The sequence below is a fragment of the Streptococcus oralis genome, from assembly GCF_002386345.1.
Lineage (GTDB): Bacteria > Bacillota > Bacilli > Lactobacillales > Streptococcaceae > Streptococcus > Streptococcus oralis_S.
The window spans coordinates 105,654-130,142 of sequence record NZ_CP023507.1 but is presented as its reverse complement, the minus strand read 5'-3'; the positions used below and the strand labels follow the sequence as shown (position 1 = coordinate 130,142).

Below are 24,489 nucleotides of genomic sequence, written 5' to 3'. Positions count from 1 at the left end.
CTCTCCTTGGTCTACTTTAATTGCTAGAGGAGCTACTTGGAACAGGTTTCTTCTCAGATGACGGTTTGCTTTCAGAAGCCTTGTCTTGAGGGTTAGGAGTTGTAGAAGCATTGGAGCTTGATTCACTCGTTAGTAGCTCACTTCGACTATCCCAGTATTTCTTATACTCGCTTTCCAAAGTATTCAACTTACTTTCACGGTCTTTCCCTGACAAGTTACCATCTTCTCGAACCTGCTTGATTTCCTGAGTCAAAGCATAGAGAATCAAGTCACTGTCGTTAATCCGTTTCGCAATATCAAGAGCCTCTTCAAAGCGATTGCGCCCAACCTGGATCCAGTAAGTCAAATAAAGCTCATCTGACTTGAGTGTTACGTTGTTCAAGATGACTTTCTTTTGTTCAGAAGAAAATTCCAATCCCTGAATATAAGAGTAAGCCAACTCATACTTTTGCGTATTCGGCAAGCTAGCTGGATCAATTCTCTCTAATTCTGTAATAACACCACTATAATCCACTTTAATAAAGGCAGTATCTGCCTGCAACATCTTTTCTTTGAAAGGATTTTGCACAAAAATCAGATAGATAAGTGGAACGATTAGCAAGACAACGCTGGCTGTTAACCAAATCGTTGCCAGTTTAAAGACACGATGGCGTCTACTTGGAACCAAGACCAAATCTGCCCGTTCTTTCGCAGCCTTCTCCGTGTAGTACTTCTCCAAAACAGCTACTGCAGCCTCTATATCACCTGCCTGACATAGATCATTTAAGAAATCTGGCAAGGTCTCTAATTCCAAGGAACCATTATAAAGATCCATGAAATCCAAATCGCTAAATAGTGTTACTGTAAAACATTTAGCCTGGCGTAAAAAATCTTCTGAGGATATGGATTGAGGAACCATCAGACCAGGAATTCCACGATAAGCAATCTTAGCCTGAGCATCCTTGGTAATAAAGAGATTTACTGGGTGCAAAAGGAAAGTCACAGGTAACTCCAAGGCGCCCTCTAGACGAAAAACGTTTAGGGCCAAACGGATTCTTTCCGAAATGGTACGTTCCTTTATTTCCTCATAAGTCAGTCCATGAACTTCGACTTGATAGGAGAAGGTGACACTATCCTCATCAGACACCATCGATTGCTCCAAAAAGAATGGATGATGCAAATCCAATAGTAAGAGTTCCCGTAAATCTTGACTCGCAACATCTGAACGTTTGAGTGTTAATTCCCAGTTTGTTTCATTTTTTTCATAGACAAACGACTGTCCACCAAATTCAAATTTTTCTTCAGCCACCTATATCTCCTCAATTTCTACTAAATCTCCTGTCGTCATAGGATAATCAGACAGATGTTTCCCTTCATCAATCAACAAACCTTTATTGACAATTCTTAATTGATATTTTTTTCGCTTGATACCTGGATTAAAAATCGTATCCACTTCTCGCACCAGCCGGCGCACTTCAATTCGCCGTGGAATGCGAATATCCACATCTCTTTCTCTCAAACGTAGGGTAATATTGATATGTTGCTCCACCTTTTACACGCCTCCTATGTCTGGTTTATCCTTTTCTAAGTTACTTAGACAGACTAGTTAAAAACCTAGTCCATCCCTTCTACCATCACACGATAACTCATTACTGCCGTTGCTCCAAAGAGCAAGAAAATCAACACCACATAGAATATCTCTGGAAGAAAGTCATTCAGACCACCTTTTTCTACATGGCCTATATTTGTTTGGAACTTGATTGTTTTTTGAGCATTGGGCTGAAACAACTGTTCTTCAGAAGATTTTTTCACTGGTCTCTGTATAGCAGAAAACAGTTGGCCCCTTTCTGTGATCAACTGTTCCTCTTGATGCTGTTGCATGTCCTGCAACCTCTTTTGAGTCGCTTCATTAAAAAGCTCCTTGATTTGTTCAGACTGTAGACCAAATTTCAATCCCTCTTTCTTTTCAAGTCGGGAATCATCAATCTGCAGACTGTTATCCTTCAAATCATCTGCAGCAGCCCCAGAGACTGCTGCACATGTTACTAAGGTAAGAAGGAAAAGAATGATTTTCTTCATATTTCTAATTTCTATTCTTTCTCAGCTTGTCTTGCTTGAAACCACAAACTACTTTCTCTGATAAAAACATTTATAACAAGTAAAACAGCTATGACAACAATCGTTGCAACAAAAGCGATAATTGCTGCTGGATGTCCATCAAAGTATCCTGAGAGCAAACCTTCTAATATCGATAACGCATTGAGATTTTTGATAAATGCTGGGAAACCAGTTAGACTTGCTGTTGTCCCAATAGCATTTGATAGGTAGACAAAGCTAATCATCATAAAGAAGGAGAGTCCCATACCAATCACTCGGAAATGTTTAAGCAATAGATATTGTCCTTGAATCAGTACAAATGCGGCTAAAACAATTAATAGAACCCAAGATGGTTGGTATTCACGGCCAACCTGTAGCTGAACACTTGATACAACACCAACTACCAATCCGACAACGAGACTTAAAGCAGATAGGATAGTTACCGTCATCAAGTCTGTATCATGTAACTTATCAAGTTTGAACTTATCTTTGACTTTGCGAATAACGTTTTGAGTTGCAAACAGATAGGCTGTAAAGAGGCTAACAATCTCCAATAGTAAAATCCATGTAAATGGACGGTAAACATTGACAGTCGCTTTCACTGAAGTAGCATTTTGGGTAACAGGATTGGATAAGAAGTTCAACAATACTTCGTTTGGCACCCCATTTTGATAGGCATTATTCAGAACCTTCACAAAGGATTCTACAAAGTTTCCATTGTTAGTCAATTCTTCGTTAAACTGCGTCATCAAGGAGTCAGCATCTTGTGACAACTTTTCAGTACTTGTTTGAGCGTTTGACAATTCACGATTGAAATTACCTAAAGTCTCATTCACAGACTCTGCAGCTTTGACATTACTTTGAGAAGATTCCTTCACACCCGTAGTTTCTGACAAGAGAGCTGCATAATCCGAATTTAGGGTAGCCAATTGATTATTAGTCTCTTCAAAAGTAGCATTGCCTCCCCTTTGCTTCTCAACCAAATCATCTAGTTTCTTTTCCAACTGGTCGTACAACTCTAACTGTCCCTTGATTTTGGTAGTCAATTCTTGGTTGGTAGCCAAAACATCCTTCACATTTTGTTCTAGAACAGGCTTGAGAGTAGTCAGTTCTGACAAGGCTTTATCTACTTTTCCTTTAGTACCATCAGTTTCTGTATCGCTAGCAGGTGTAGTTAAGCTGTCTTCATATTTCTTCAGATTTGAACTAATAGCTTCAAACCAAATATCTGACAATGCTTTAGACACATTACTATTTTTTAACTCTTTGACAGTATTATATGCTTGTGTGAGTGCTTGTACCTTTTGGTAGTCAGAAGCTATTTTCTGAACCTTTTGTCCATAAGACACTGCAGCTTGCTGAACACGTAACACATCTACTGGAGCACTAGCTGCTTGAACATCATTCAAGGAAATATTAATTGATTTTAGCTCTGCTTTTGGAGCTGGGCTTGGAGTCCCGGTTGAACCTGTAGTTGGAGTCGGAGCTGCCTCTGCAACACTATAGGCTACTTTAAAAGTCCCACCCGTCTTTAAATCAATTTCTTGACCAAACTCAACTGGTGTACCATCATAAGTGACTGAGTGAACTGTCACTCCTGATTCAGCTTTCCATGATACCTTAGCCTTTGTTCCTGTTCGTCCAACAGCACTCGTACTCGTGATTGCCAGATCTTCCAAATTCTTCAAATCAGTCGAATTGATTTCGTCACTAGGCTCTTTGATTGTTTTTAATTCAGTATAGTCTACAGAAGGAATTGTGATCGGTGTCATACCAAAACCATTAAATTCTTTTCCACTAAAGTTTTCTTTTGGTAATTCTGAGATTGCAGAAGCCAACTGCTCTTTGAGAGATTCTTCAGCCTTCTCTAGGTCCTTGTTTGCAGCTTTATTCAAAAATTGATCAAGAGTGATGTTGCTCTTCTCACTTGTTCCATAGTAAGTAGCTAATTTCTCATCAATAAAGTTATGAATATCCTTTTTATGATTTTCAAACTTGGTTCTTTCGTCTGTTAGATTATTCTGTAAGCTAGCAATCTCTGTGCTGATGTTTTCTGCGACTGTTTTATAGGAAGGTACAACTTCAGATGACGTACCATCAGAGGATGCTGCTGTTCCGTCTATATTAGAAGTCAGACTACCTTGAGCTTTAATTAATTCCTTATAAGTTTTAATTTGTTCCTGAACGTCTTCCCGACTCTGAGAGATGAGCCCAGTGATAACATCCGCATGATTTTTCTTCTCATCTACTCTATTCTTAAGCAGAGTTCCAAACTTCTCACCATAGGCAATCTGCGAAACATCAAAACGACCAAAAATCTGTGAGTAGCCCTCCAAACCTGTCTTTAAAGCAGTGTTGGCGTCAACAGAAGAACTCGACATACTATAGAGAGTTGGGAAAAGATTTTTAGTGTTGATAGCTGTCCCATATAAGTTCGTACGATAGTTTCCGATATTGGTCGCTTGTATCTGTGAACTAGCTTGGACATTCTTTTGTGCAGTGTAAAGATTGTTCAAAATACTAGCCATATACATATCAACTAACTGACCATTCAAATCAGCAACAATGTCTTTTGCTAGTTTATTTGCATCATTTTCTACCTGCAAATTTCCTTGCGCATTCACCTTATAATTGATGGTTGTCTTATCAACATTGATGCTGTTAATATCGAGTATTTTTTCAGAAAAGTCACTAGGAATTGTTAAAACGAGTTGGTATTTCCCACTTTCTAACCCAGAATCAGCTGCTCCACGAGGGACAACAGACCAATTTTGTGAATTATCACGCTCGATATTTTTTACATAACTAGCACCTAGATTGTATTCTTTTGTATCTAAGTAGACAGGCTTATCTTCATTTACGATAGCTACATTTAATTTTGTCTGCTGATTAGCCTTTGCATTATTTTCATTGCTAATCGTTGTATTTTTTTGAACAGATAGATTCAAAAAAATAATCAATGCAAGCAACCCTAATGCCAACAGACTACTTCCTATATATTTAAAAATTCTATTCTTCCTCATATTACTTTAAATCTTCTCCATCATAAAAAATAGGAAGGCTCTCGCCCTCCTAAAGCCACTTATATAACAAATTAAATTTGTGATGCAAGATCTTGGTCGTTTTGCTCAACAATTTCAGCAACCTTGTTCAACTGTGCATTGATCTCATCAAGCAAAGTTGCAAACTCCTCAATTTTTGGAGACAATTCTGTGAATTGGCGATCAAAGCTCTCAAAAGCAGCACCTTTCCAGTTGTCTCGGATAGTATTTTGCTCTTGAGTCAATGTGCGAAGTACTTGTCTTACTTCCTCAGAACCTTGAGTGTACTTTTGAGCAGAGGTGCGCAATTCTTCTGTTGTTAATTGAATTAAAGCCATGTGAAACTCCTTTATATTAATTTAATACCTCATTATATCAATAATTTGCCTCAATTGCAAGTTTAAAATTCATTTTTTATTCTATTTATAAAAAAATAAGAGCTATTTCCATCTAAAAACTAGTAAGAAGGATTAAATTATCTGCTTTTCTTGTATAATTACTTCTTTTTTTATCTATAATAACAAACTATAACAAATTCATATCATCCTTCTTTTATAAGGTATATTTGTCAAACGTTCTTTTCTTCTAACTTTCTATGAAAGTTTTTATTCTCTTGATGGCGAGCTTCCAGCACATTCTCTATACGACTCTTGTAAAGTTGATGATAGTTATCCAAATTGTTCTCTATCTCAAAGATATATGGTTGAATTTCAGCAAAACTACTATCTCTACATGCATAGGAAAGCGCCTCTAGGAGATGATCCGTCTCCCTGCTAAACTTGTGGAAATCATCATCCAAATCCATCTCCAAGCGTTCTAAGTCTCGTAATTTACGATTATGCTCATCCTCTAGTTTCTGAAGTTCCTTTTTATCCATGACCAGTTTTCTCCTAGCTTTTGATCGGACTCTGTAAAGTAGGGGTTTGCATGGTCTGGGTCAAGTAAGTTTCAGCAGCATCAGCGGCCTTGCCCTCAAATCCTCCCTTAATATTGTTTACATAGGTCTTAGAAGCATACTCTTGCATATCTGCGGCTGCTTCCTGCAACTTTTTAGTTAACTCAGTTCCTTTAGCAAGGATTGACAACTCTTTTGCAGTTACCAAGGCTCTGACTGCTTGGCGTTCTTGTTCCTTCATTCTTTCTTTGAAGCCTCTATCGAGTTGCTCTCTTGTAATTAAGGTATCCTCATCCGTTAGGACTAACATTTTTTCCCCTCCATGTTTGTTTTACATCCGCCAATAGATTATTAAAATCTTCAGCACTATCTGTATCTATGGTCTCAAAGGAACCACTAGCTTTAACCAAGCTTTCCCCCAGTTGCTCGATTTGTGTCAGGAAGGATGTTGCTGCAGTCTTCGTGTCACTTGCAACGCCTTCATCCCAAAAGCTTGTTGTATCAAAACCAGAAAGCAGATTCGTAACTTCTGAGCTTGACAAATATCCAACCATGTCAAACGCTGTCTGTCTTGTTTCTTTTATCATATTTTGAATATCTTCCTTAGCATCTGAAAGTAAGGTTTTCACAGATTTAACTTTATCTTCCATGTCAAAATTTGCCAACTGGGCTGCTGTCTGAAGCAACTGAGCTCGGACCAAAATTCTCTTTTCTCCTGTAAGATTACCATTTCTCAGTTGTTCCTGATAACGAGGAATAGCTTCACGATCCCACTTTATAGATTCCTGACGAGCTTCTTCGACAATCTTACTATATTCAGTTGTAAAATTCTCGTAAACGCCATAACCAATAGCTGCCTTTATTTTAAACTCACCTCTCATAATGGAATTTAAAATATTAGCTGCTACATTTTCATCGACTCCTAAAGCCCTGAGAGAATCCAAAGATGTCGCAATCAATCGAGCTAGCTTTTCACCTGCCCTGAGCAATTCTGGGTGAAAATCCTCAGACGCAGTCAATAAATTTCCCTTTCCATCCGATTGGAAAACACCAAAGTCATGGGAGCTTTCCGGATCAGTAATTTGGGTATAATGAAGGGGGACAAGGACATTGACTTTACCGACGGGTTTCTTAAGTGGTTCATCGGAGTCCCCAGGTAATTTAGTAATGGTATGCTCACGATTGAGCATCCCCACGACATCAAAAGGATTGACATAGTACTCGATTTTTTCGCTAATCTTTTTGATTTTCTCATCGCTGAGGCCCATTTTCTTTAAGCTCTTTGTCGTGTCTGGACCGTCAAAGAGAACCACTTTGCCGATTTTCTCCAATTCTTGATCACTGAGGCCAGCTACCCCTTGCGCAGAGACAATGGTTCCTAGGGAATGAGCTGCAATGTCCATCGTCGCATTTGGAGCCTTTTCGCGCATCTCAGCGATTTTCGTTTTCATTCCTACTGTTGCTAACTTGGCTTGCGGCGTATGGATATGGTTGAGCGCAAACTGAGCATCGTTGTCAATCCAGTCGTTCAAATTCTCTATACTGATAGCATCACTTCCGCGGATGGTCATATAGGTTTTCTTGGTATCTTTAGTTAAGGTTGGCGTATCCGTTAAGTAGTAGGCATTAAAACCAGCTCTCTCATCAGTTAAGAGTCCTTTTTGATAGCGTTTGATAGGATACTCTTCTTGGTGAACCCCTCCTCCAGGATCACCAACTTGAAGTTTTATCGTATCTTCCACAGTATGTAAATCAGGATCTGGCTGCAAGTAGACTTTACCATTATGGGGAAGATGTTTCCCGCCGGGAGTGATTTCCCATTCTTTTTTATCCTTGTTATAAATCTTAGTATCTTGAGAGAAATCGAAATAGAGTGATTGACCTGAATTTAACAAAGCCCTATTTTTTTCTCTCTGAGATTCATAAGGAAATTTTATTGGTCTACCAGTATAGGCTGACTGAGCTAAATTCGCATAGAAATTATCAAAATCTTTTAAATTACTATTCGTCAAAACCTCTTCCTCCTACACGTAACGGACCGCTTAATATCATAGAATCAAAAATTACTTTTTCATTTTCAATTTCAAACATGACACTCCAATCCGACTCTTCTATATTATTAAATTCACCAAATATACTCACAACTTCCCCTCCACCTTGTGGAGTTCCATTTCCAACTTTTTCCCACATTGTTTCATCCCAATCAATCTGAACAGATTCTATCTTTGCATTTTGAGATTTTACAAAATCCTTAATCTCCTCTTCATGCTCCTTTAAATAAGCCAACTGCTTGGCTCGCGGACTAAGAAATACTCCTCCAAATAAATTTGTTTTCTGTGCCATCCATGCACCTCCTCCAAATACTACAAGAGCTAAAACTATCCAAAGTAAAGTACGTTTTTTCATTTCTTTCCTCCTATATAGTGGAATCTAAGTATATTATATCATGAATGTAAAAAAATACTTTTAGCAAGTATTGTAAGTCAATAGGGAATGAGTGCTGTTAAATTTGAGTAAAAATTATCAAAGGTTTTTAAATTACTATTAGTCATAATAATACCATCCCCCATCCCTATAAATTCTTATAGGTTGCATTTCATAAATTCCAAATTCCTTTGGTATGCCATTAGCATCATTGTCTAAAGAAAATCCAACCATAAATTTCGTTTTATCATTATTATTTACCTTTCCTCTAAGTGTCAACATATAGCCACCGCCTTGAGGAGTTCCATTCCCTACTTGGCCAACCTCCATACTATCCCAATTAAATTGAACACTTTCCACTTTAGGGCTTAAAGCTTTCACAAAATCAGCCATATCCTCTTCATGCTCCTTTAGATAAGCCAACTGCTTGGCTCGTGGGCTTAGAAATAGATTTGTTTCTTTCGCCATCCATGCTCCGCCTCCAAATACTACAAGGGCTATAACTAGCCAAAGTAAAGTACGTTTTTTCATCTCTTTCCTCCTATATAGTGGAATCTAAGTATATTATATCATGAATGTAAAAAAAAATACTTTTAGCAAGTATTGTAAGTCAATTGGGAATGAATGGTGTTAAATTTGAGTAAAAATTATCAAAGGTTTTTAAATTACTATTCGTCATACTTGTCCCAACCTCCATTTTTTAACACTCTAGGCTGACTATACATACCAATCCTATCTATTGAAGGCACATCATTTTTATTTTTTAATCGAAAATCTATTGTAAAGTCAGAATCCTTTATATGATTAAAAGAACCCTTCACTGATAGATTATAACCTCCACCTTGTGGAGTTCCATTCCCTATCTGTTCAACAGTTAAACTATTCCAATCCATCTGAACAGATTCAATCTTTAAATTTTTAGACTTTACAAATTTTACAATTTCTTCTTCATGCTCCTTCAGATATGCCAACTGCTTTGCTCTCGGACTAAGAAATACTTCTCCAAATAGATTTGTTTTCTGTGCCACCCATGCTCCGCCTCCAAATACTACAAGAGCTAAAACTAGACAAAGTAAAGTACGCTTTTTCATCTCTTTCCTCCTATGTCACGGAATCTAAGTTTATTATATCATGAATGTAAAAAAATACTTTTGGCAAGTATTGTAAGTCAATAGGGAATGAGTGCTGTTAAATTTGAGTAAAAATTATCAAAGGTTTTAGGTTACTGTTAGTCAAAAATCTCCCATATATTATCTTTCAAAACTCTTATCGGTTGCATTTCAGAAATTTTCTTACTATTAGGAATACTATTTCTATTATATTCTAGAGGAAATCCTATTGTAAATTCCGTCTTTTCATTATTATTTACTTTACCATCTAATATTAAAATATATCCTCCGCCTTGAGGGGTGCCGTTCCCTATAACTTCAACTTCCATACTATCCCAATCAAATTGGACACTTTTGACTTTAGGATTTCTAGACTTTATAAAATTCGCCATCTCCTCTTCATGTTCCTTTAGATAAGCCAACTGCTTGGCTCGCGGACTAAGAAATACTCCTCCAAATAGATTTGTTTCCTGTGCCATCCATGCGCCTCCTCCAAATACTACAAGGGCTATAACTAGCCAAAGTAAAGTACGTTTTTTCATCTTTTTCCTCCTATATAGCGGAATCTAAGTTTATTATATCATAATTGTAAAAAAAAATACTTTTAGCAAGTATTGTAAGTCAATAGGGAATGAGTGCTGTTAAATTTGAGTAAAAATTATCAAAGGTTTTTAAATTACTATTAGTCATATAAGAACCAACCTCCATCTCGTAAAATTCTTATAGGTTGCATTTCATAAATAACCAGTTCCTCAGGCACTTCATTTAAATTTCGTTTTAGAGGAATCCCTAATGTAAATTCAGTATCCTTATTATTATTGATTCTACCGTCCAATGTTATAATATACCCGCCACCCTGCGGAGTCCCGTTTCCTATAACTTCGACTTTCATACTATCCCAATCAAACTGAACACTTTCAACTTTAGGACTTAAAGCTTTCGCAAAATCAGCCATATCCTCTTCATGCTCCTTTAAATAAGCCAACTGCTTGGCTCGCGGACTAAGAAATACTCCTCCGAATAGATTTGTTTTCTGCGCCATCCATGCTCCTCCTCCAAATACTACAATGAACAAAACCAGTAAAATCAAGGCACGTTTTTTCATATTGATGCTCCTTCAGATATATCATCTCCCTCTTACAATCCAAAACTCCTTAATTAAAAACAAATTACGGATCTATTGTTGCTTTAGAAATAGAAGATTGTCATTAAAACTAGTATAGCATAAAAGCCTCAAACAGCCTATTTCACCAATCACTCTTCTTGAAGATTTGTTAATAATTTGACCAGAAGGATTTGAGTTGAATGCAAAGAAACAATAGTGTGAATTTTGCTAAAAATCATCAGAAAAGCACCCATGAGGTAAACTCTTGAGTGCTTTGAAATGTTGATATAATCGTATTGATTAACGTTTTGAGGCAACTGACTTTGTCAGATTACACCAATTTAGTATGAAAATATAAAAAAGAACACCTCGGAAGGTGCTCTTTGTAAGTATAGTAATTCTCTCGAATTAACGTTTACTAAATTGTGATGCTTTACGAGCTTTCTTAAGACCTGGTTTTTTCTACATTATGATATTTATGGTAAATTATCACTAAAATCAAGTAATTTTAAGAGATAAATCCTCAATATTTACATATATAATCCTTTTGAAAATCGAGAGGTTATCAAAGGGTTATCACATTTTAGTTTTCGGAGCTTATGTAGTTGAGAAATACGAAATACCGTATCATAAAGATGATGTACAGTTTAGCAACAAATATACAGTTTCTTCGTGCCTGGACAATTTCTTTTTCTATCCTGAAGATATTTAAACAGTTCTATATATTATTTCTTGTGAGTAATTTTCATCAAAAAATTTCGGGTATTCGGATTTTATGGTGGAAAAGGGCTTATAAATCACCCTTCTCCAAATTCTTAATAAGTGTGGAAAAATCGACACCTAAGTTGTCTGTAATGTCGTGATCATTCACTTCATACCAATTGAAAGTATCGTATAACATAGCTTTATTGAAAGCACTTGAATTAAATCGTGGCTTACGCTTTTTATGGAGCTTCTCATTGAAAAGGATTTTGGCTCGTAAGGCATCAAACGAGTAACCTCTACCCATTCGCTCTACCTGCCTAATAATGCTGTTAATTGACTCCGTATAAGCATTAGTGAGCCTTTTATCAAAGTAGTTGAATATTTCAACATGCCAGTTGTCTACGGCTCTCACGAGGTCTTTATATGCGTCTTTAGAGTTGCTGGACATACAACGGTGTCTCCATTGACTATAACGAAGATGACCTTCATCTGGATCAGGAGTATCCCATATCCAGTAAAACTCTTCTTTGAGTTCATAGGCTTCTTTTAAAGCAGGAAGATTACCTAACCAAGTATCTAAGAGGAATGATTCACGTTCATTTAGATCGTGTTTACGCTTTAGAAGGATAAACCTTTCACGCATAAGGTACGTCTTTCTTTTTGGCTCATATGGGCTTTCAAAGACTTTCTGACGTTATCTAAGGCTTGATTAGCCATTCTAACTACATGAAACTTATCTACGACAACTTTAGCGTGTGGAAGGATAGTGTTCACTGCGTCTTTGTAGGGCTTCCACATATCCATTGTGACGTACTCAATGTAAGTCCTGTCACTGATTTCTGAAAGACGTTGGATGACTGTTTCCTTGTTACGGTTAGGCTTGATGTCATAAATAGTCCTGCGTTCAATATTAGTCAATACAAGCCGAGGTCTACGGATAATATGTATCTCGTCTATCCCAAGCCACTTAGGAGTTTCAAACTGGTATTCACGTTCTTTGAGTGCCACATAGTCCTTAAAAACGTTCCTAATGGTTTTTTCGTCAACACCAACGCTTTCTGCGACTTCTACAAAGGTCTTAGACATGGATTGCTCTTGAATGGACTTTAAAAGCCTTTTGGTCATACTACGCTTTTCATCTACAGATATTAGGCGTTCCCAGAAGGTAGATCTGCATTCACGACACTTGTATCGTCTACGGTTCAATTGTAAGCCCACTCGCTTTAAACGAATGGGCAAATCCATAATTAGTTGATTTCTTGAACTGTGTTTGTACAACTTGTCAAAACCACATTCAGGACAACATTCAGGTGGTCCGACTGCTTCAACTTTAAACATCATATCGGTTTCATTTTCTTGTGGCGGTTCTATTGTTTTAATGTCTGGTAAGGATAATAAGTCTGACATATTATTCATCCTTTATTACTCTGCGGTGTTAAGGTATCAATTATAGATTTGATGTCGAAATCATCAGTGTTAAATTATTTTTGTGACCACAAATGCACTTAGAAAATCCCTTAAAGCATTAGCTGGTTCACTTGAATAGGGAGTTGTAAAAAAGTTCCCTTAGCCTGCACAGCAAGATAATTTCGAAACATCTTTATCAAAAGTTAGGACAGCCAGCTTCAATCCTTCTGCCATTGTTAGATATGGAGCCATCGTTTCTCTCAGATCTCCAACAGTTAAACCGAATTTCACAGCTAATGTTGCTGCATAAATTACGTCTCCTGCGTTTTCTGCCACTACATGCGCCCCTAACACTTTCAATGTTTTCGCGTCTGCCACTAATTTGAAAACACCTGTTGTTTCCCTATTAACGAGCGCTCTTGGAACAGCATCCAACGGCAATACCGATGTTTTCACTTCATATCCTTTTTCTTTTGCCTGTTGCTCCGTTAAACCAACCGTTGCAATCGATGGAGAAGTAAACGTAACGCCTGGAACCACTTCTAAATTGACCTTTTGATTTAGTCCTCCGATTGCATTACGAGCAGCAAGTCCACCTTCATAAGCAGCTACATAAACAAATTGGGGACCGAGAGTGACATCTCCAGCTGAATAAATTCGGGAATTGGTCGTTTTAAGATAATCATCAATGACAATTTCACCACGGGAACCAACTTCAACGCCTGCTGCATGTAAGTTTAATGATTCTGTATTTGGTTTTCTTCCAGTGGCAATTAGCAATTGTTCTGCTTCAATAATTCGCTTTTTACCATTTATCTCAACATGAACTTTTTTAATGTCTCCATCTTGCTCAACTCGTTCATAGGTTGCACCTGTTACTAAATTAATTCCCTGTTCTGTTAAGGCCTTAGTAATGGCTTCTGAAATTTCAGGATCGTATTCTTTTAATAGACGCTCGCTTCTTTGAATCAAAGTGACTTCTGACCCGAGGTTATGAAATAGTTGTCCTAATTCCATGCCGATATATCCTGAACCAATTACGGTAAGACGATTTGGAACCTTCTTTAATTCCAATAAGCTAGTGCTTGTTAAATAATCTACTTCATCTAATCCGGGAATATTAGGTGCAGTTGAAGAAGCACCTGTAGCTATTAAAAATCTTTTGGCTGTGATTTGATTGCCATTTACTTCAACTGTATTTTCATTTACGAATTTTGCTTCACCTTTTATTAATTCAAAACCATAATCATCAATTAAATTCACATATTTTTCATTTCGCATCTCGGTTACTAAATCATTCTTTTGTTTTACTAATGGCGCTAAATCAACATTTGAAGCCGAAGTGTGTAATCCCACAAATGGATTATTTTTTGCTAGATGATTGATTTCCCCTGCTCTTAATAAGGTCTTAGAAGGAACGCATCCGACATTAACGCAAGTTCCACCCACCGTTCCACGCTCAATCATAGCCACTTTTGCGTTCAAAGTAACGGCTTCAATGGCAGATGAAAAGGCAGCTCCACCAGAACCGATGATGATGTAATCATAATCATAGTTACCTTCATCATTTAAACTTACATCTGTCCTTTTTTCCGATTGCACTTGTATTTCTTCTGCTTCGCCCGGGTGATATTGTGCGTCAGTAATCGCTGTTTTCGCGATATCAATGTCTACATCATACGGTAGTTCAAACAGTGCTTCTCCGCGACGAAAGTCTACTTCAATCCCTTTTGCACCTGCATTTTCAAGAGCAACCGCAATATGTTCTTCACAACCAGTGCAGGTCATTCCTTCAACGTTTAGCCGATATTTTTTCAATAAATTCGTCTTTTGTTCCGATTGAAATTCTTCTGCTTCGCCCGGGTGATAATTTGCGTCAGCAATCGCCTTTATTGCACTTTCAACCTCAATATCATCGGACAGTTCAAATACTGCTTCACCACGACGATAACTAGACTCAATATTTTTAGCACCTATCTTTTCAAGTGCTGATTCTACGTGTTTTTCACAACCCGTACAAGTCATTCCTGAAATGTTTACCTTAAATTTATTCATAAAAAAGCTCCTTTCGTTAATTAATCTCTCATGTTAATGTTTCTATTATTGGACACGAATGTAATTGCTTTTCATCTGGACATCGTTGTTTTAAGTCGTCTAACATAGTTTCAATTCGTTTTAAATCCTCTATTTGTTTTTGCACTTCCTTTTGTTTTTTAGAAACAAATTCGAACATATCTTGACAACGAACTTCATCTTTATCTACAACACCAAGTAATTTATAAATCTCGCTTAAAGAGAAACCAAGTTCCTGTATTCGTTTAATAAGCCCAACACGCTTAACGTCATCATATGAATATATCCGATAACCAGCTTCCGTTCGGTGAGGTTCTTGTAATAAATTTTTTCGCTCGTAATATCTGATCGTTTCTTTATTAACTCCACATTTATCTGCAAACTCACTAATGCGATAAATCATCTTATTTCACCCCCTGAATATTATAAACCATGTACCATAGTACACGGTCAAGTAAATTGGACTATTTTATTTTTTTCCCAAAGTATCACTCGTATGTGATTGATACTTTTATATAATACTATTGATTATCCTAACATCCCACCAGAAAATCCGATTTAAACACCAGTTGTTTTTAAACTATTAAGAAAGTAATTCCACTATATATTCCGAAGACCCGAAATTTCATAGAGTAGCTCCCTAGAATCATGGAAAAGTAGTAAAAATAGTTGTTATCCTAGTTGATTAAAAAAATCCCTGATTTCCTTATCTTTTATAAAATAATATATAATTTTCCCCTCTCTTCTAGTGCCCAAGATGTTTTGATTGGCTAGTTTACGAAGATGGTGGGAAGTAGATGCCATACTGAGATCTAGTAAACAGGCTATATCACAGACACAGAGTTCTTCAACAGCAAGAAGATAGAAGATGATATTTATCTGTTTATTATCGGTAAATTTTGTTAAAATGCGAAGTGATTTTTGGACTTTTTCCTTTTCAAGGTAGTTCGTTGCGGTTGTAACATTTTGTTGATTTATAATATTCACTTGGCATATACTATCTTTTTTCATAATATTTTCTCCTAGCCTAATATAGTCCATAGTATGTCAAAACTGTTATTTTCAATCAGGATATATATCCCCAATCCTAAATAAACAACGGCAATAAACCATCTGCTATATTTTTCCAAAATTTCTCCAACAGAAGAGACTTGTGCCAATTTTTGGGCAGAAAAAACCAAGAGATAAATCATGACTAGAAAGGTAAGTAAAGCTACTATCAAATTTGCTAAATTTAAGGTAGTAAAATATGGAACAAAGACACCAATATTGTCAGCACCACAACTTGCAAAAGTAATCATAGCGACTAGAAATATCAGGTTTTTATTATCTTTGCGCAAACCTTCTTTGGCAATAGCTTCTCCATCAGAATCTCCTAAAAGCAAAACTTTGAGACCTAGGAAAATTGGAATCAAACCGAGTAAACCTAAAATCTCTTTACTAGGAATATAATTTAAGACAAATGCAAAAAGCAAACTTAGCAATATTAGACTAACAGAGCCTAGAAATTGTCCTAAATAGATGTTAATGATGTCTTTTCTGCTTTTTCTTTTGGCAAAAAATAACATTAGGATAATAAGTAAGTCTACGGCTGTCCCAGAATACAGGATTATTGAAGTAACAACATTTTGAATCATAAAACACCTCATTCAAATATATTTTTGAATGTATTCTAACATTAAACTTTGTAGATGTCAACTTAAAATCCACCAAAATATAGATAAGAAGTTAGTGTACCAAATATTAAAAAGCCCTGCCATCGAAATGATAGCAGGGCTTAACTTCAATATCCAGATAATATATTTATCTAAAAAAGGTACAGTTTTTATTGATTTGTAGTGCGATATAATGAGTTTCCAAAAATCAAAAATCGCTTAAAATCAATATTTTGACATCTATTGGCGTGTACTGAAACCCTTACTTAACCTCTGTAAGGATATAATTACGGTACCAGTATATCATAAATAATAACAAAATCTTGACTTTCCGAAACATAATGATTTTCCCGAAAGAAAGAGATCAACCTAAAAAATTACTTTCTTACTTATGTAATGTTTCTTTAATATAATATAGAAATAAAAAGTATGTAAATGAAAAGATTTATCACATTACTTTTAGTGTCTCTATCTACAATTTTATTAATTGCATGTTCTAACCAATCAAGCAATTCTTTAGATGGCGAATACCGTTGAATAAACGAGAGTAGAAATGAAGTTGCCTTTACCATTTCAGGTAACAAAGGAAATAGCAACAAAGGAGAGGCCGACACCTTTACAATTGATAAAGACAGTGCAACAATCGAACCGACTGGCTCTAATATCATAAACCGAAAAGAGAATTATACCTTCAAGGATGACGTATTCACTGTAGATATTTCAGGAACAAAGCAGGAGTATTACAAAAAGGATAGTGAAGAAATACAGCGACAAGTAAAACCCTCAAACTATTTGATATTCTTTATACAATAAAAACGCTTTTGTACTGACCCCAAAAGTTAGATTTTTTCTGTCTAACTTTTGGGGGTCAGTACACACCCGCATAGCGGGTATTTTTTTGTCTCGTACCTAGCAGAGTGAGACAGGCTAATAGTCACATAATAAAAAATTTACTTAAAGTCAGATTTTAAATACTGTAGAATAGTTCTTTCTAAAACTTACTCCCAAATTTTTTTGCTCGTATAATTCATCAGGGGTTTGGGGATTCCCCAAAATTCAAATCATCCCAAAAAGTACATACACTTTGTGTATACAAATTTTGGGATGATTTTGGGAGTGTGTGTATACAGACTCTGAGCTCGCAAAGTCATATTATGAGAAATCTTTCCTTCTCGATAAAATAATCCCAAAAATCAATTTGACTGTCATTTGTGTGTACAAATATTTTAAGAAGATATATAAAAAACGCTGCAAAATTTTTAACAGCGTTTCCTTATTTTAAAATTCTCATATGTCTTTCTTTTTTATGGTTAGCATCATAGTATTCCAGCATCGCATGATACAAACGAGCCTTCGTTTTATCTTGTTGTTTAATTCCATGAAGAAATAATTCTGCTCGCTTTAATTTCAATATGTATTCGCATATCTGATCAAAATCCTTATCCATATTACTTTTGAAAATAAACATCTTTTTCCTCCATCACATCAACTATTTTTTGCATCAAAATAGACATATCCATTTTGTTTTCATAGCTTATTCTCCCAACTACAGTTGCAAGACGGGCTATAGAATTGATATTCTTTCCGACTTGTTCCAACTCTTCTGTTAAAGGAACTAAACCTTCAAAAGAGACTTTTTGGATGTTCAAATCTGTTCGTATTAATTTTTGTCTAGCAAACTCAGAAAAATTACGAATATTTTCCTTCCTCATACAATCATTTAATTTTTTATTTTCTTCTTCCGTCAAAAAAACCTGTTTCAACACAGATTTTATTCTCATGTCCTATCACCTCGTTTTCTTATTTAGTCGTTTTACAAGTTCTTTCACTTGTTTACTTGTCTTCTTTTCATATTCTATCATCAGCTCAACGCAGTAGTGAAATATCCTTACATTATCCAAATCCTCACTTTGTTCTGCTATTCTTTCTAACTGACGTAAGTTATTGATAATTCTTCTAACTTGAAATATAAAGTCATGATAAGATTCAAAATCAAATTGAAGATAAATAGGCGAGCTCTTAAATAACATTTTTCTGGCATAAGAGGAAAAACTTAGATGATTTGTCATTTCAATCAAGTTATTCACTATTTCATTTTGCTCCTCAGTGATGTAACATTTCTTTAGAACAGTCCTATATCTACTCATTTATCATATACTTCTTTCGGGCATTTTCATGGGCAATAGCTTTGCACTCCAGCATACGTTCCTGCTTTAAATTCTCCATAGACTTAAATAAATACGCCAAAGGAGACGTCGCATCCTCAGGAATCCGTTCAATCATGCTAATGACTTCATCACTAGTTACATACCCACTAGCCAAATACTCGCCTATCTTCATCTTCTGAGCATGTGTTAAAGTGTAATTGTTAGGATACAAAAATCTATCATTGTACTTATAAGAAATGGATTCTAACAAAGAATAATATTTGGGTGGAATATAAGTTTCAGGCTTTCTAGAACTATTATCCAGTATATTCTCAATCTCTTTCTTATTCTTACTCTTGTTCTTAATCTCTTGCGTTACATTATCATTTTCATCCGTTACTGTAACGTTACAGTCTAAAACGAGTTGTGGCTCGCCTGTAATTAGTGCTTTTTGTTTTTGTCTATGACGAGCAACACGTTCCCTAGTTTGTTTTCTAATCTTTTCTAGTCCATCTATATTCTGATGTTTCTCCCATTTTGGAATGGTAATAGCGCCATCTATGATTTCTATCATGCCAAATTCTTCAAACATGCTGAGAGCTAATTTTACAGATGTAGCCTTTCGCCTAAACACTGTTGAAAGCATCTCTTCTGTGTAATAAACCTTGTTCCCTAGACTTAATATGCCACTATTATTTTGCTTTCCTGCAAGCACCAGAATTTTAAACCATATTACAATAAGAGTATCTCCTTCTGGCATTGATTCTATTAGCTGAATTTTTTCATCATCAAATATATCTGTTGTTATCTTGATCCACTGAACACCATTCATACGAGTACCTATCTTTCATATTGCTTCAACCATCGTGTTACTGCTCTTTTATCGTATAAAGTCACTCCATCAATCACCATGGTTGGCATTCCTTCTTTCGTCCATTTTTGGATTGTTGTCGTAGATACATCTAACCACCTAGACAAACCTGACATACGAACCATAGGTTTATAAAGTTCTTTATCTTCAAATACTCTTGCTACAGCATTTGAAATCATCTCATCATAGTGAGCACGTAATTGCTTCTCTAATTCTTTAGGAAGCTGGACAACTAAAGTAGTTTCCGACATAAATTCACACCTCATTTCTAAATTAAATAAGCTCCGAAAACTTAGATACGGAGAAAAAATGTCTATACACAAATACAAAACAAAAAAAGGAATCCTATACTATGTCAGCTTTTACATTGGCTTAGATGCTTATGGAAAGAAAAAAAGGCACTTAAAGAGAGGGTTCAAAACCAAAAAAGAGGCAAAATTGTACGAAGCTCGTTTAGAAGCTGGTGTCGTTGCCCCCACAGTAAGTACCGACAAACCTAACCCCAAAGTCACTTATAAAGAACTTTATCAAGAATGGTTTAATGCCTATGTTGGTACCGTTGAAGAAACAACTTCTTCCCAAACTAAGAATATCTATCGAATACATATTCTACCAATATTTGGCGATAAATTTATTGAGCAAATCAGTCCTTTAGACTGTCAAAACTTTATTACACAAAAATCTCAGACTTTCAAAAATATCAAACAGATAAAATCCTATACCTCAAAAATTTTTGATTTTGCAATCAACATGAACTACATTGATCGAAATCCAATGAAGAATGTTATCATGCCTAAAATCAAAAAAACTAGATCAGATAATTTTTGGTCTCTGGAGGAATTACATCATTTCCTTGATATAGTGAAAGAAACTGAGCCATTTAAACATTTTGCTTTATTTAGACTGCTTGCATTTAGTGGACTACGAAAAGGGGAGTTATACGCTTTAAAATGGGCTGATATTAACTTTGACAGCAATCTATTGAACATAGATAAAAGTCTAGGAAGAATTGACGGTAAAGCGATTGAAAAGAGCACAAAGAATGAATCTTCAGTTCGTATAATCTATCTTGATGATGAGACAATCGATATTATTAAGCAATGGAGAAATTTCTATCTGAAAGAACAATCTCAGCTTCCTCTTACAAAGCTGAATATTAGTGATGAATATATGTTCTCTTACATATCAAGTAATGACAAAATTGAACCTTTGCATGCTGATTACATTAATAACGTACTGAATCGAATTATTAAAAAGCATAAATTAAAACCAATTAGCCCACATGGGTTTAGACATACACATGCAACACTTATGTCTGAAATTGGAATCGATCCTTCTAATACATCAAAACGTCTCGGTCATGCAAGCAGTCAGGTGACATTAGATGTCTATACTCACACCACAAAAACTGGTGAGAAAAACTCTATTGACAAATTTGCAGACTATCTCAATAAAGCAAAATAAATCATGATTTTAAAAATTTAGAAGAGGTTATCAGAAGGTTATCACAAAGCTATTTGAGCTCAAAAATCGACAAAAAAGCACTTTGCAAAATTTTTGCAAAGTGCTTTGAAACGTTGATATAATCGTATTGATTAACGTTTTGAGAATTGTGATGCTTTACGAGCTTTCTTAAGACCTGGTTTCTTACGTTCAACTTTACGTGAGTCACGTGTAAGAAGTCCTGCGCGTTTCAATGAATCGCGGAAGTCTGGGTCTACTTGAAGAAGGGCACGAGCGATACCGTGACGGATAGCTCCTGATTGACCAGCGTATCCACCACCTACAACGTTAACGAAAACGTCGTATGAACCTACAGTTGAAGTAACTGCAAATGGTTGGTTGATAACAAGACGAAGGTCAGCGTGTGGGATGTACTCTTCAACATCTTTTTTGTTAACAGTGATTTTACCAGTTCCTGGAACAAGGCGAACGCGTGCAACAGCGTTTTTACGACGTCCAGTACCTGCATATTGTGCTTGTGACATACTTTATTGTTCCTTTCCTTAGATAAGTCCTGAAATATCAAGAACTTCTGGTTGTTGTGCAGCGTGAGTGTGCTCAGCTCCAACGAATACTTTCAATTTCATACCTTGAGCGCGGCCAAGAGTATTGTGTGGAAGCATACCTTTAACTGATTTTTCGATCAAACGTACTGCATTTTTAGAACGAAGTTCACCAGCAGAGATTTGTTTCAATCCACCTGGGTGGTTTGAGTGGGTGTAGTAGATCTTATCAGTTGCTTTTTTACCAGTCAATTTAACTTTTTCAGCATTGATAACGATTACGAAGTCACCTGTATCAGTGTGTGGTGTGAATGTTGGTTTGTTTTTTCCGCGAAGTACGCTAGCAACAACTGCTGAAAGGCGTCCAAGAGGTACATCAGTTGCGTCAACAACGTACCATTTGCGTTCTACTTGGCCTGGTTTAGCCATGAATGTAGTTTTGTTCATGATTTCTCCTATATGAATATCGTTTTTGTTTACAGGGCGGATGTTCCGGTCCGCGAGGTATTTGAAAGGTTCCGGGGCCTTACAAATGGGGTAAACAATACCGTCTACTATCATACCAAATTTTACTACTAAAAGTCAATAGATATGAAAAATATTTTTGCTGATTTCAGTGTTTAACATCTAGAAAAACCTCGCTTTTGCGAGGCTCTCCTATTTATAAGCTAAGGCACGTTTAAAGGTTTTCCAGATTCCCAAATCATCTGTTTGAAGGACTAGACTAGCATACATGCGCCCGATAAAGGCTGTTGCAGTGATTGCAAAAACAACCGTTATGGCAAGCGAAATCCAAGCTTCTAGACCACTTGCATACCCATTTATAGCTCTAAATGGCATAAAGAAGGTCGAGATGAAAGGAATAAAGGAACCAATTTTCAGAACTAAATTATCCCCAGCAGCACCTAGAGAAGTCACACCGACAAATCCTGCTATAATCAAGATCATCAATGGCGACAAGGCCTTTCCTGAATCCTCAGGGCGAGAAACCATAGAGCCTAGGAAGGCTGCTAAAACAACGTACATAAAGAGGCTAACCAAGACAAACAATAAGGTATTGAGCGAGAAGGCCTCTCCTATATGGTTTAAAATACCAGATTGTGCCAAGATTGGTAGGTCCTTAAAGAGCAGAATGGCAGCCAGCCCACCCACGACGTAAATGCCAATATGAGTCAAAATCACAAGAAGCAAAGCCAGCATGCGAGCGTAGAAATAATGACTAGCTCGGATACTAGAGAAGACCACCTCCATGATTTTGGTTCCTTTCTCGCTAGCTACTTCCTGAGCAGTGACACTAGCATAGGTAATCAAAATCATATAAAGGAAGAAACCAAGCCCTGCGGCCGCAATGGTTTGAACAATTTTTTTGTTTTCCTTAGATTCATCAATCTTCTCAGTAAAATCAACGGTTTGACTCAAGCGTTGTTCCTGTTCTTGAGACAAATTGGCTGCCGAACGATTGAGTTGATATTGCAGTTCGTTTAGCTTATTGGTTACTGCTAGTTTGATGCCTGTTTCAAGAGAAGTTTCACCGTGATAAACGGCCTTGAGGACGCTGTCCTCTTGGTCAATGGTTAGGTATCCCTTGATTTTCTCATCCTTGATAGCAGCTTGAGCACTGGCTTCATCCTTGTAATCAAAGTTGATACCATTGGTACCCTTGAGCCCTTCTTCCACAGATGGCACCGTTGTTACTACTGCTATCTTGCTATTCTTGGCCATAGAAGAGCCTTGGAGATAGCTAATTCCTCCAGTTAGAGCGATAAAAAAGAACGGCGAAATCACCATAAAGAAGAAACTCCACGACTTGACATGTCGAAGATAGGTTTCCTTCATTACAACCCACATATTTCTCATACTTCCACCCCTGATTCTAGTTTAAAGATTTCATCGATTGTTGGAGCTTGTTGGTCAAAGGTCGCGATGTATTGACCTTGAGTGAGGATTGGGAAGAGTTCCCTTCCAGCGCTCTCATCATCGAGGATCAATTTCCAACTGCCTTGCTTGGTCAAGCTCACCTGTTTGACGTGAGGAAGTTTTTCCAATTCTTCCTTGCTTCGTTCACTTGAAACAAAAAGACGTGTTTTCCCGTATTGATTGCGAACATCCTGAACAGGTCCATGCAAGACCACTCGGCCATCTCGAATCATCAGGATATCATCGCAAAGTTCCTCAACGTTGGTCATAACATGGTCAGAAAAGATAATGATTGCACCGCGCTCTTTCTCTTTCAAGATGACTTGTTTGAGTAACTCGGTATTAACTGGATCCAAACCACTAAAAGGCTCATCCAGGATGATCAAGTCTGGCTCATGGATCAGGGTGATGATCAACTGAATTTTCTGTTGATTCCCTTTAGAGAGGCTCTTGATTTTGTCGGTCAATTTGCCCTTCACTTCCAATTTTTCCATCCATTGAGGGAGTTTTTCCTTGACTTCCTTAGCATCCATGCTTTTTAGAGTCGCCAAGTAGCGAACTTGCTCAAGGACTGTCAGCTTGGGCATAAGGCTGCGTTCCTCAGGCAGATAACCAATCCGAGCATAGGTTTCCTGACGAATCTCCTGTCCATCCAGACTGATCTCTCCTTGATACTCTAAAAATTTCAACATACTGTGGAAAATCGTTGTTTTCCCAGCACCATTCTTCCCGACCAAGCCCAGAATCCTTCCTGGACTTGCCTGAAAATCGACACCAAACAAGACTTGCTTGGGACCGAAACTTTTCTCTAGATTTCTTACTTCTAACATTTTCCACCTCCGAGATATGTTGCACTTATTATACTCCTTTTTGATAGCCTTTACAACGATTTATGTCCATTTTATCGGATTATAAGTAGCAAAAGTATCCTATCTCTAATAAATTTAAGTGCTTCAGCGATAGCTTTAGTATAACTCATTAAAGACTTTCTGAGATGGCTTCCTCCTCAACTATCGCTTTTCTCTTCTGAACTGTCCTTTTGAAACTAAAAATCCACC

Annotated in this window: 27 protein-coding genes and 2 pseudogenes; 3 read left to right on the top strand and 26 right to left on the bottom strand. The window is 36.7% G+C overall.

Annotated features, from left to right (window positions below; genetic code table 11):
* Window positions 1-16 precede the first annotated feature (16 nt).
* From essB to CO686_RS00635, 18 genes and pseudogenes are all read right to left on the bottom strand, one after another.
* On the bottom strand, window positions 17-1,288 hold the full coding sequence (gene essB / locus CO686_RS00720; protein WP_096753380.1) for a type VII secretion protein EssB: 1,272 nt from the start codon (window positions 1,286-1,288) through the stop codon (window positions 17-19).
* On the bottom strand, window positions 1,289-1,528 hold the full coding sequence (locus CO686_RS00715; RefSeq protein ID WP_000434883.1) for an EsaB/YukD family protein: 240 nt from the start codon (window positions 1,526-1,528) through the stop codon (window positions 1,289-1,291).
* 65 nt (window positions 1,529-1,593) lie between these two features.
* The gene (gene essA, locus CO686_RS00710; protein ID WP_000720507.1) at window positions 1,594-2,058 is read right to left on the bottom strand and encodes a type VII secretion protein EssA; all 465 of its coding nucleotides are present in this window, start codon (window positions 2,056-2,058) and stop codon (window positions 1,594-1,596) included.
* Window positions 2,059-2,069: 11 nt separating this feature from the next.
* Complete coding sequence (gene esaA, locus CO686_RS00705; RefSeq protein ID WP_096753379.1) at window positions 2,070-5,099, bottom strand: type VII secretion protein EsaA; 3,030 nt, start codon at window positions 5,097-5,099, stop codon at window positions 2,070-2,072.
* A 71-nt stretch (window positions 5,100-5,170) separates the two neighbouring features.
* Entirely contained in the window at window positions 5,171-5,455 is a 285-nt protein-coding gene (locus CO686_RS00700) for a WXG100 family type VII secretion target (protein ID WP_001173991.1), read from the bottom strand.
* Between the two features lie 230 nt (window positions 5,456-5,685).
* On the bottom strand, window positions 5,686-5,994 hold the full coding sequence (locus CO686_RS00695; protein WP_000358232.1) for a hypothetical protein: 309 nt from the start codon (window positions 5,992-5,994) through the stop codon (window positions 5,686-5,688).
* A gap of 13 nt (window positions 5,995-6,007) precedes the next feature.
* A complete protein-coding gene (locus CO686_RS00690; protein WP_000960730.1) occupies window positions 6,008-6,322 on the bottom strand; it encodes a hypothetical protein in 315 nt (104 codons plus the stop codon).
* Entirely contained in the window at window positions 6,303-8,024 is a 1,722-nt protein-coding gene (locus tag CO686_RS00685) for an Mbeg1-like protein (protein ID WP_070535982.1), read from the bottom strand. The genes CO686_RS00690 and CO686_RS00685 overlap by 20 nt, the downstream gene beginning before the upstream one ends.
* Window positions 8,014-8,418 carry a hypothetical protein gene (locus tag CO686_RS00680; protein WP_096753378.1) on the bottom strand — a complete coding sequence of 135 codons (405 nt, stop codon included), beginning with the start codon at window positions 8,416-8,418 and terminating at the stop codon, window positions 8,014-8,016. The genes CO686_RS00685 and CO686_RS00680 overlap by 11 nt, the downstream gene beginning before the upstream one ends.
* 138 nt (window positions 8,419-8,556) lie before the next feature.
* Entirely contained in the window at window positions 8,557-8,967 is a 411-nt protein-coding gene (locus tag CO686_RS00675; RefSeq protein ID WP_096753377.1) for a hypothetical protein, read from the bottom strand.
* Between the two features lie 137 nt (window positions 8,968-9,104).
* Window positions 9,105-9,527, bottom strand: a complete 423-nt coding sequence (locus CO686_RS00670; RefSeq protein ID WP_096753376.1) for a hypothetical protein — start codon at window positions 9,525-9,527, stop codon at window positions 9,105-9,107.
* A gap of 137 nt (window positions 9,528-9,664) precedes the next feature.
* Entirely contained in the window at window positions 9,665-10,087 is a 423-nt protein-coding gene (locus CO686_RS00665) for a hypothetical protein (RefSeq protein WP_096753375.1), read from the bottom strand.
* Between the two features lie 140 nt (window positions 10,088-10,227).
* Entirely contained in the window at window positions 10,228-10,650 is a 423-nt protein-coding gene (locus tag CO686_RS00660) for a DUF1433 domain-containing protein (protein ID WP_096753374.1), read from the bottom strand.
* A gap of 790 nt (window positions 10,651-11,440) precedes the next feature.
* A pseudogene (locus CO686_RS00655) lies at window positions 11,441-12,693 on the bottom strand (ISL3 family transposase).
* Window positions 12,694-12,921: 228 nt separating this feature from the next.
* Window positions 12,922-14,817, bottom strand: coding sequence for a mercury(II) reductase (gene merA / locus CO686_RS00650; protein WP_083321221.1), 1,896 nt, complete (start codon window positions 14,815-14,817; stop codon window positions 12,922-12,924).
* A gap of 28 nt (window positions 14,818-14,845) precedes the next feature.
* Entirely contained in the window at window positions 14,846-15,238 is a 393-nt protein-coding gene (merR, locus tag CO686_RS00645) for a mercury resistance transcriptional regulator MerR (RefSeq protein WP_000640389.1), read from the bottom strand.
* Window positions 15,239-15,507: 269 nt separating this feature from the next.
* Window positions 15,508-15,846 (bottom strand): Cd(II)/Zn(II)-sensing metalloregulatory transcriptional regulator CadX, encoded by a 339-nt coding sequence (cadX, locus tag CO686_RS00640; protein ID WP_096753373.1) that lies wholly within the window; start codon window positions 15,844-15,846, stop codon window positions 15,508-15,510.
* 11 nt (window positions 15,847-15,857) lie between these two features.
* Window positions 15,858-16,472: a CadD family cadmium resistance transporter gene (locus tag CO686_RS00635; RefSeq protein ID WP_000615750.1), complete on the bottom strand. Its 615-nt coding sequence runs from the start codon at window positions 16,470-16,472 to the stop codon at window positions 15,858-15,860.
* Window positions 16,473-16,500: 28 nt separating this feature from the next.
* Between CO686_RS00635 and CO686_RS10530 the strand changes: the two genes are divergently transcribed.
* Window positions 16,501-16,674 carry a hypothetical protein gene (locus CO686_RS10530; protein ID WP_002914036.1) on the top strand — a complete coding sequence of 58 codons (174 nt, stop codon included), beginning with the start codon at window positions 16,501-16,503 and terminating at the stop codon, window positions 16,672-16,674.
* 251 nt (window positions 16,675-16,925) lie between these two features.
* Window positions 16,926-17,303, top strand: a pseudogene (locus CO686_RS10580) (hypothetical protein).
* 460 nt (window positions 17,304-17,763) lie between these two features.
* Here CO686_RS10580 and CO686_RS00620 read toward each other — a convergent pair.
* The 4 genes from CO686_RS00620 to CO686_RS00600 all read right to left on the bottom strand — a co-directional run bounded on the left by CO686_RS00620 (window position 17,764) and on the right by CO686_RS00600 (window position 19,759).
* On the bottom strand, window positions 17,764-17,958 hold the full coding sequence (locus CO686_RS00620; protein WP_000469564.1) for a hypothetical protein: 195 nt from the start codon (window positions 17,956-17,958) through the stop codon (window positions 17,764-17,766).
* Window positions 17,939-18,271: a hypothetical protein gene (locus CO686_RS00615; RefSeq protein ID WP_001220782.1), complete on the bottom strand. Its 333-nt coding sequence runs from the start codon at window positions 18,269-18,271 to the stop codon at window positions 17,939-17,941. Before CO686_RS00615 ends, CO686_RS00620 begins: the two co-directional genes overlap by 20 nt.
* A 358-nt stretch (window positions 18,272-18,629) precedes the next feature.
* A complete protein-coding gene (locus tag CO686_RS00605) occupies window positions 18,630-19,469 on the bottom strand; it encodes a phage replisome organizer N-terminal domain-containing protein (RefSeq protein WP_001014727.1) in 840 nt (279 codons plus the stop codon).
* A gap of 8 nt (window positions 19,470-19,477) precedes the next feature.
* Window positions 19,478-19,759 carry a hypothetical protein gene (locus CO686_RS00600; protein WP_000005472.1) on the bottom strand — a complete coding sequence of 94 codons (282 nt, stop codon included), beginning with the start codon at window positions 19,757-19,759 and terminating at the stop codon, window positions 19,478-19,480.
* Window positions 19,760-19,817: 58 nt separating this feature from the next.
* Here CO686_RS00600 and CO686_RS00595 point away from each other — a divergent pair, with 58 nt between their 5' ends.
* The gene (locus CO686_RS00595; protein WP_096753372.1) at window positions 19,818-20,972 is read left to right on the top strand and encodes a site-specific integrase; all 1,155 of its coding nucleotides are present in this window, start codon (window positions 19,818-19,820) and stop codon (window positions 20,970-20,972) included.
* Between the two features lie 131 nt (window positions 20,973-21,103).
* Here the strand turns inward: CO686_RS00595 and rpsI are convergent, their stop codons facing one another.
* The 4 genes from rpsI to CO686_RS00575 form a co-directional block, all read right to left on the bottom strand.
* A complete protein-coding gene (gene rpsI / locus CO686_RS00590; RefSeq protein ID WP_000075973.1) occupies window positions 21,104-21,496 on the bottom strand; it encodes a 30S ribosomal protein S9 in 393 nt (130 codons plus the stop codon).
* 18 nt (window positions 21,497-21,514) lie between these two features.
* Window positions 21,515-21,961, bottom strand: coding sequence for a 50S ribosomal protein L13 (gene rplM / locus CO686_RS00585; RefSeq protein WP_001044624.1), 447 nt, complete (start codon window positions 21,959-21,961; stop codon window positions 21,515-21,517).
* Between the two features lie 210 nt (window positions 21,962-22,171).
* Window positions 22,172-23,371 carry an ABC transporter permease gene (locus tag CO686_RS00580; protein ID WP_001245389.1) on the bottom strand — a complete coding sequence of 400 codons (1,200 nt, stop codon included), beginning with the start codon at window positions 23,369-23,371 and terminating at the stop codon, window positions 22,172-22,174.
* Window positions 23,368-24,261, bottom strand: a complete 894-nt coding sequence (locus CO686_RS00575) for an ABC transporter ATP-binding protein (protein WP_096753371.1) — start codon at window positions 24,259-24,261, stop codon at window positions 23,368-23,370. The genes CO686_RS00580 and CO686_RS00575 overlap by 4 nt, the downstream gene beginning before the upstream one ends.
* Window positions 24,262-24,489 lie beyond the last annotated feature (228 nt).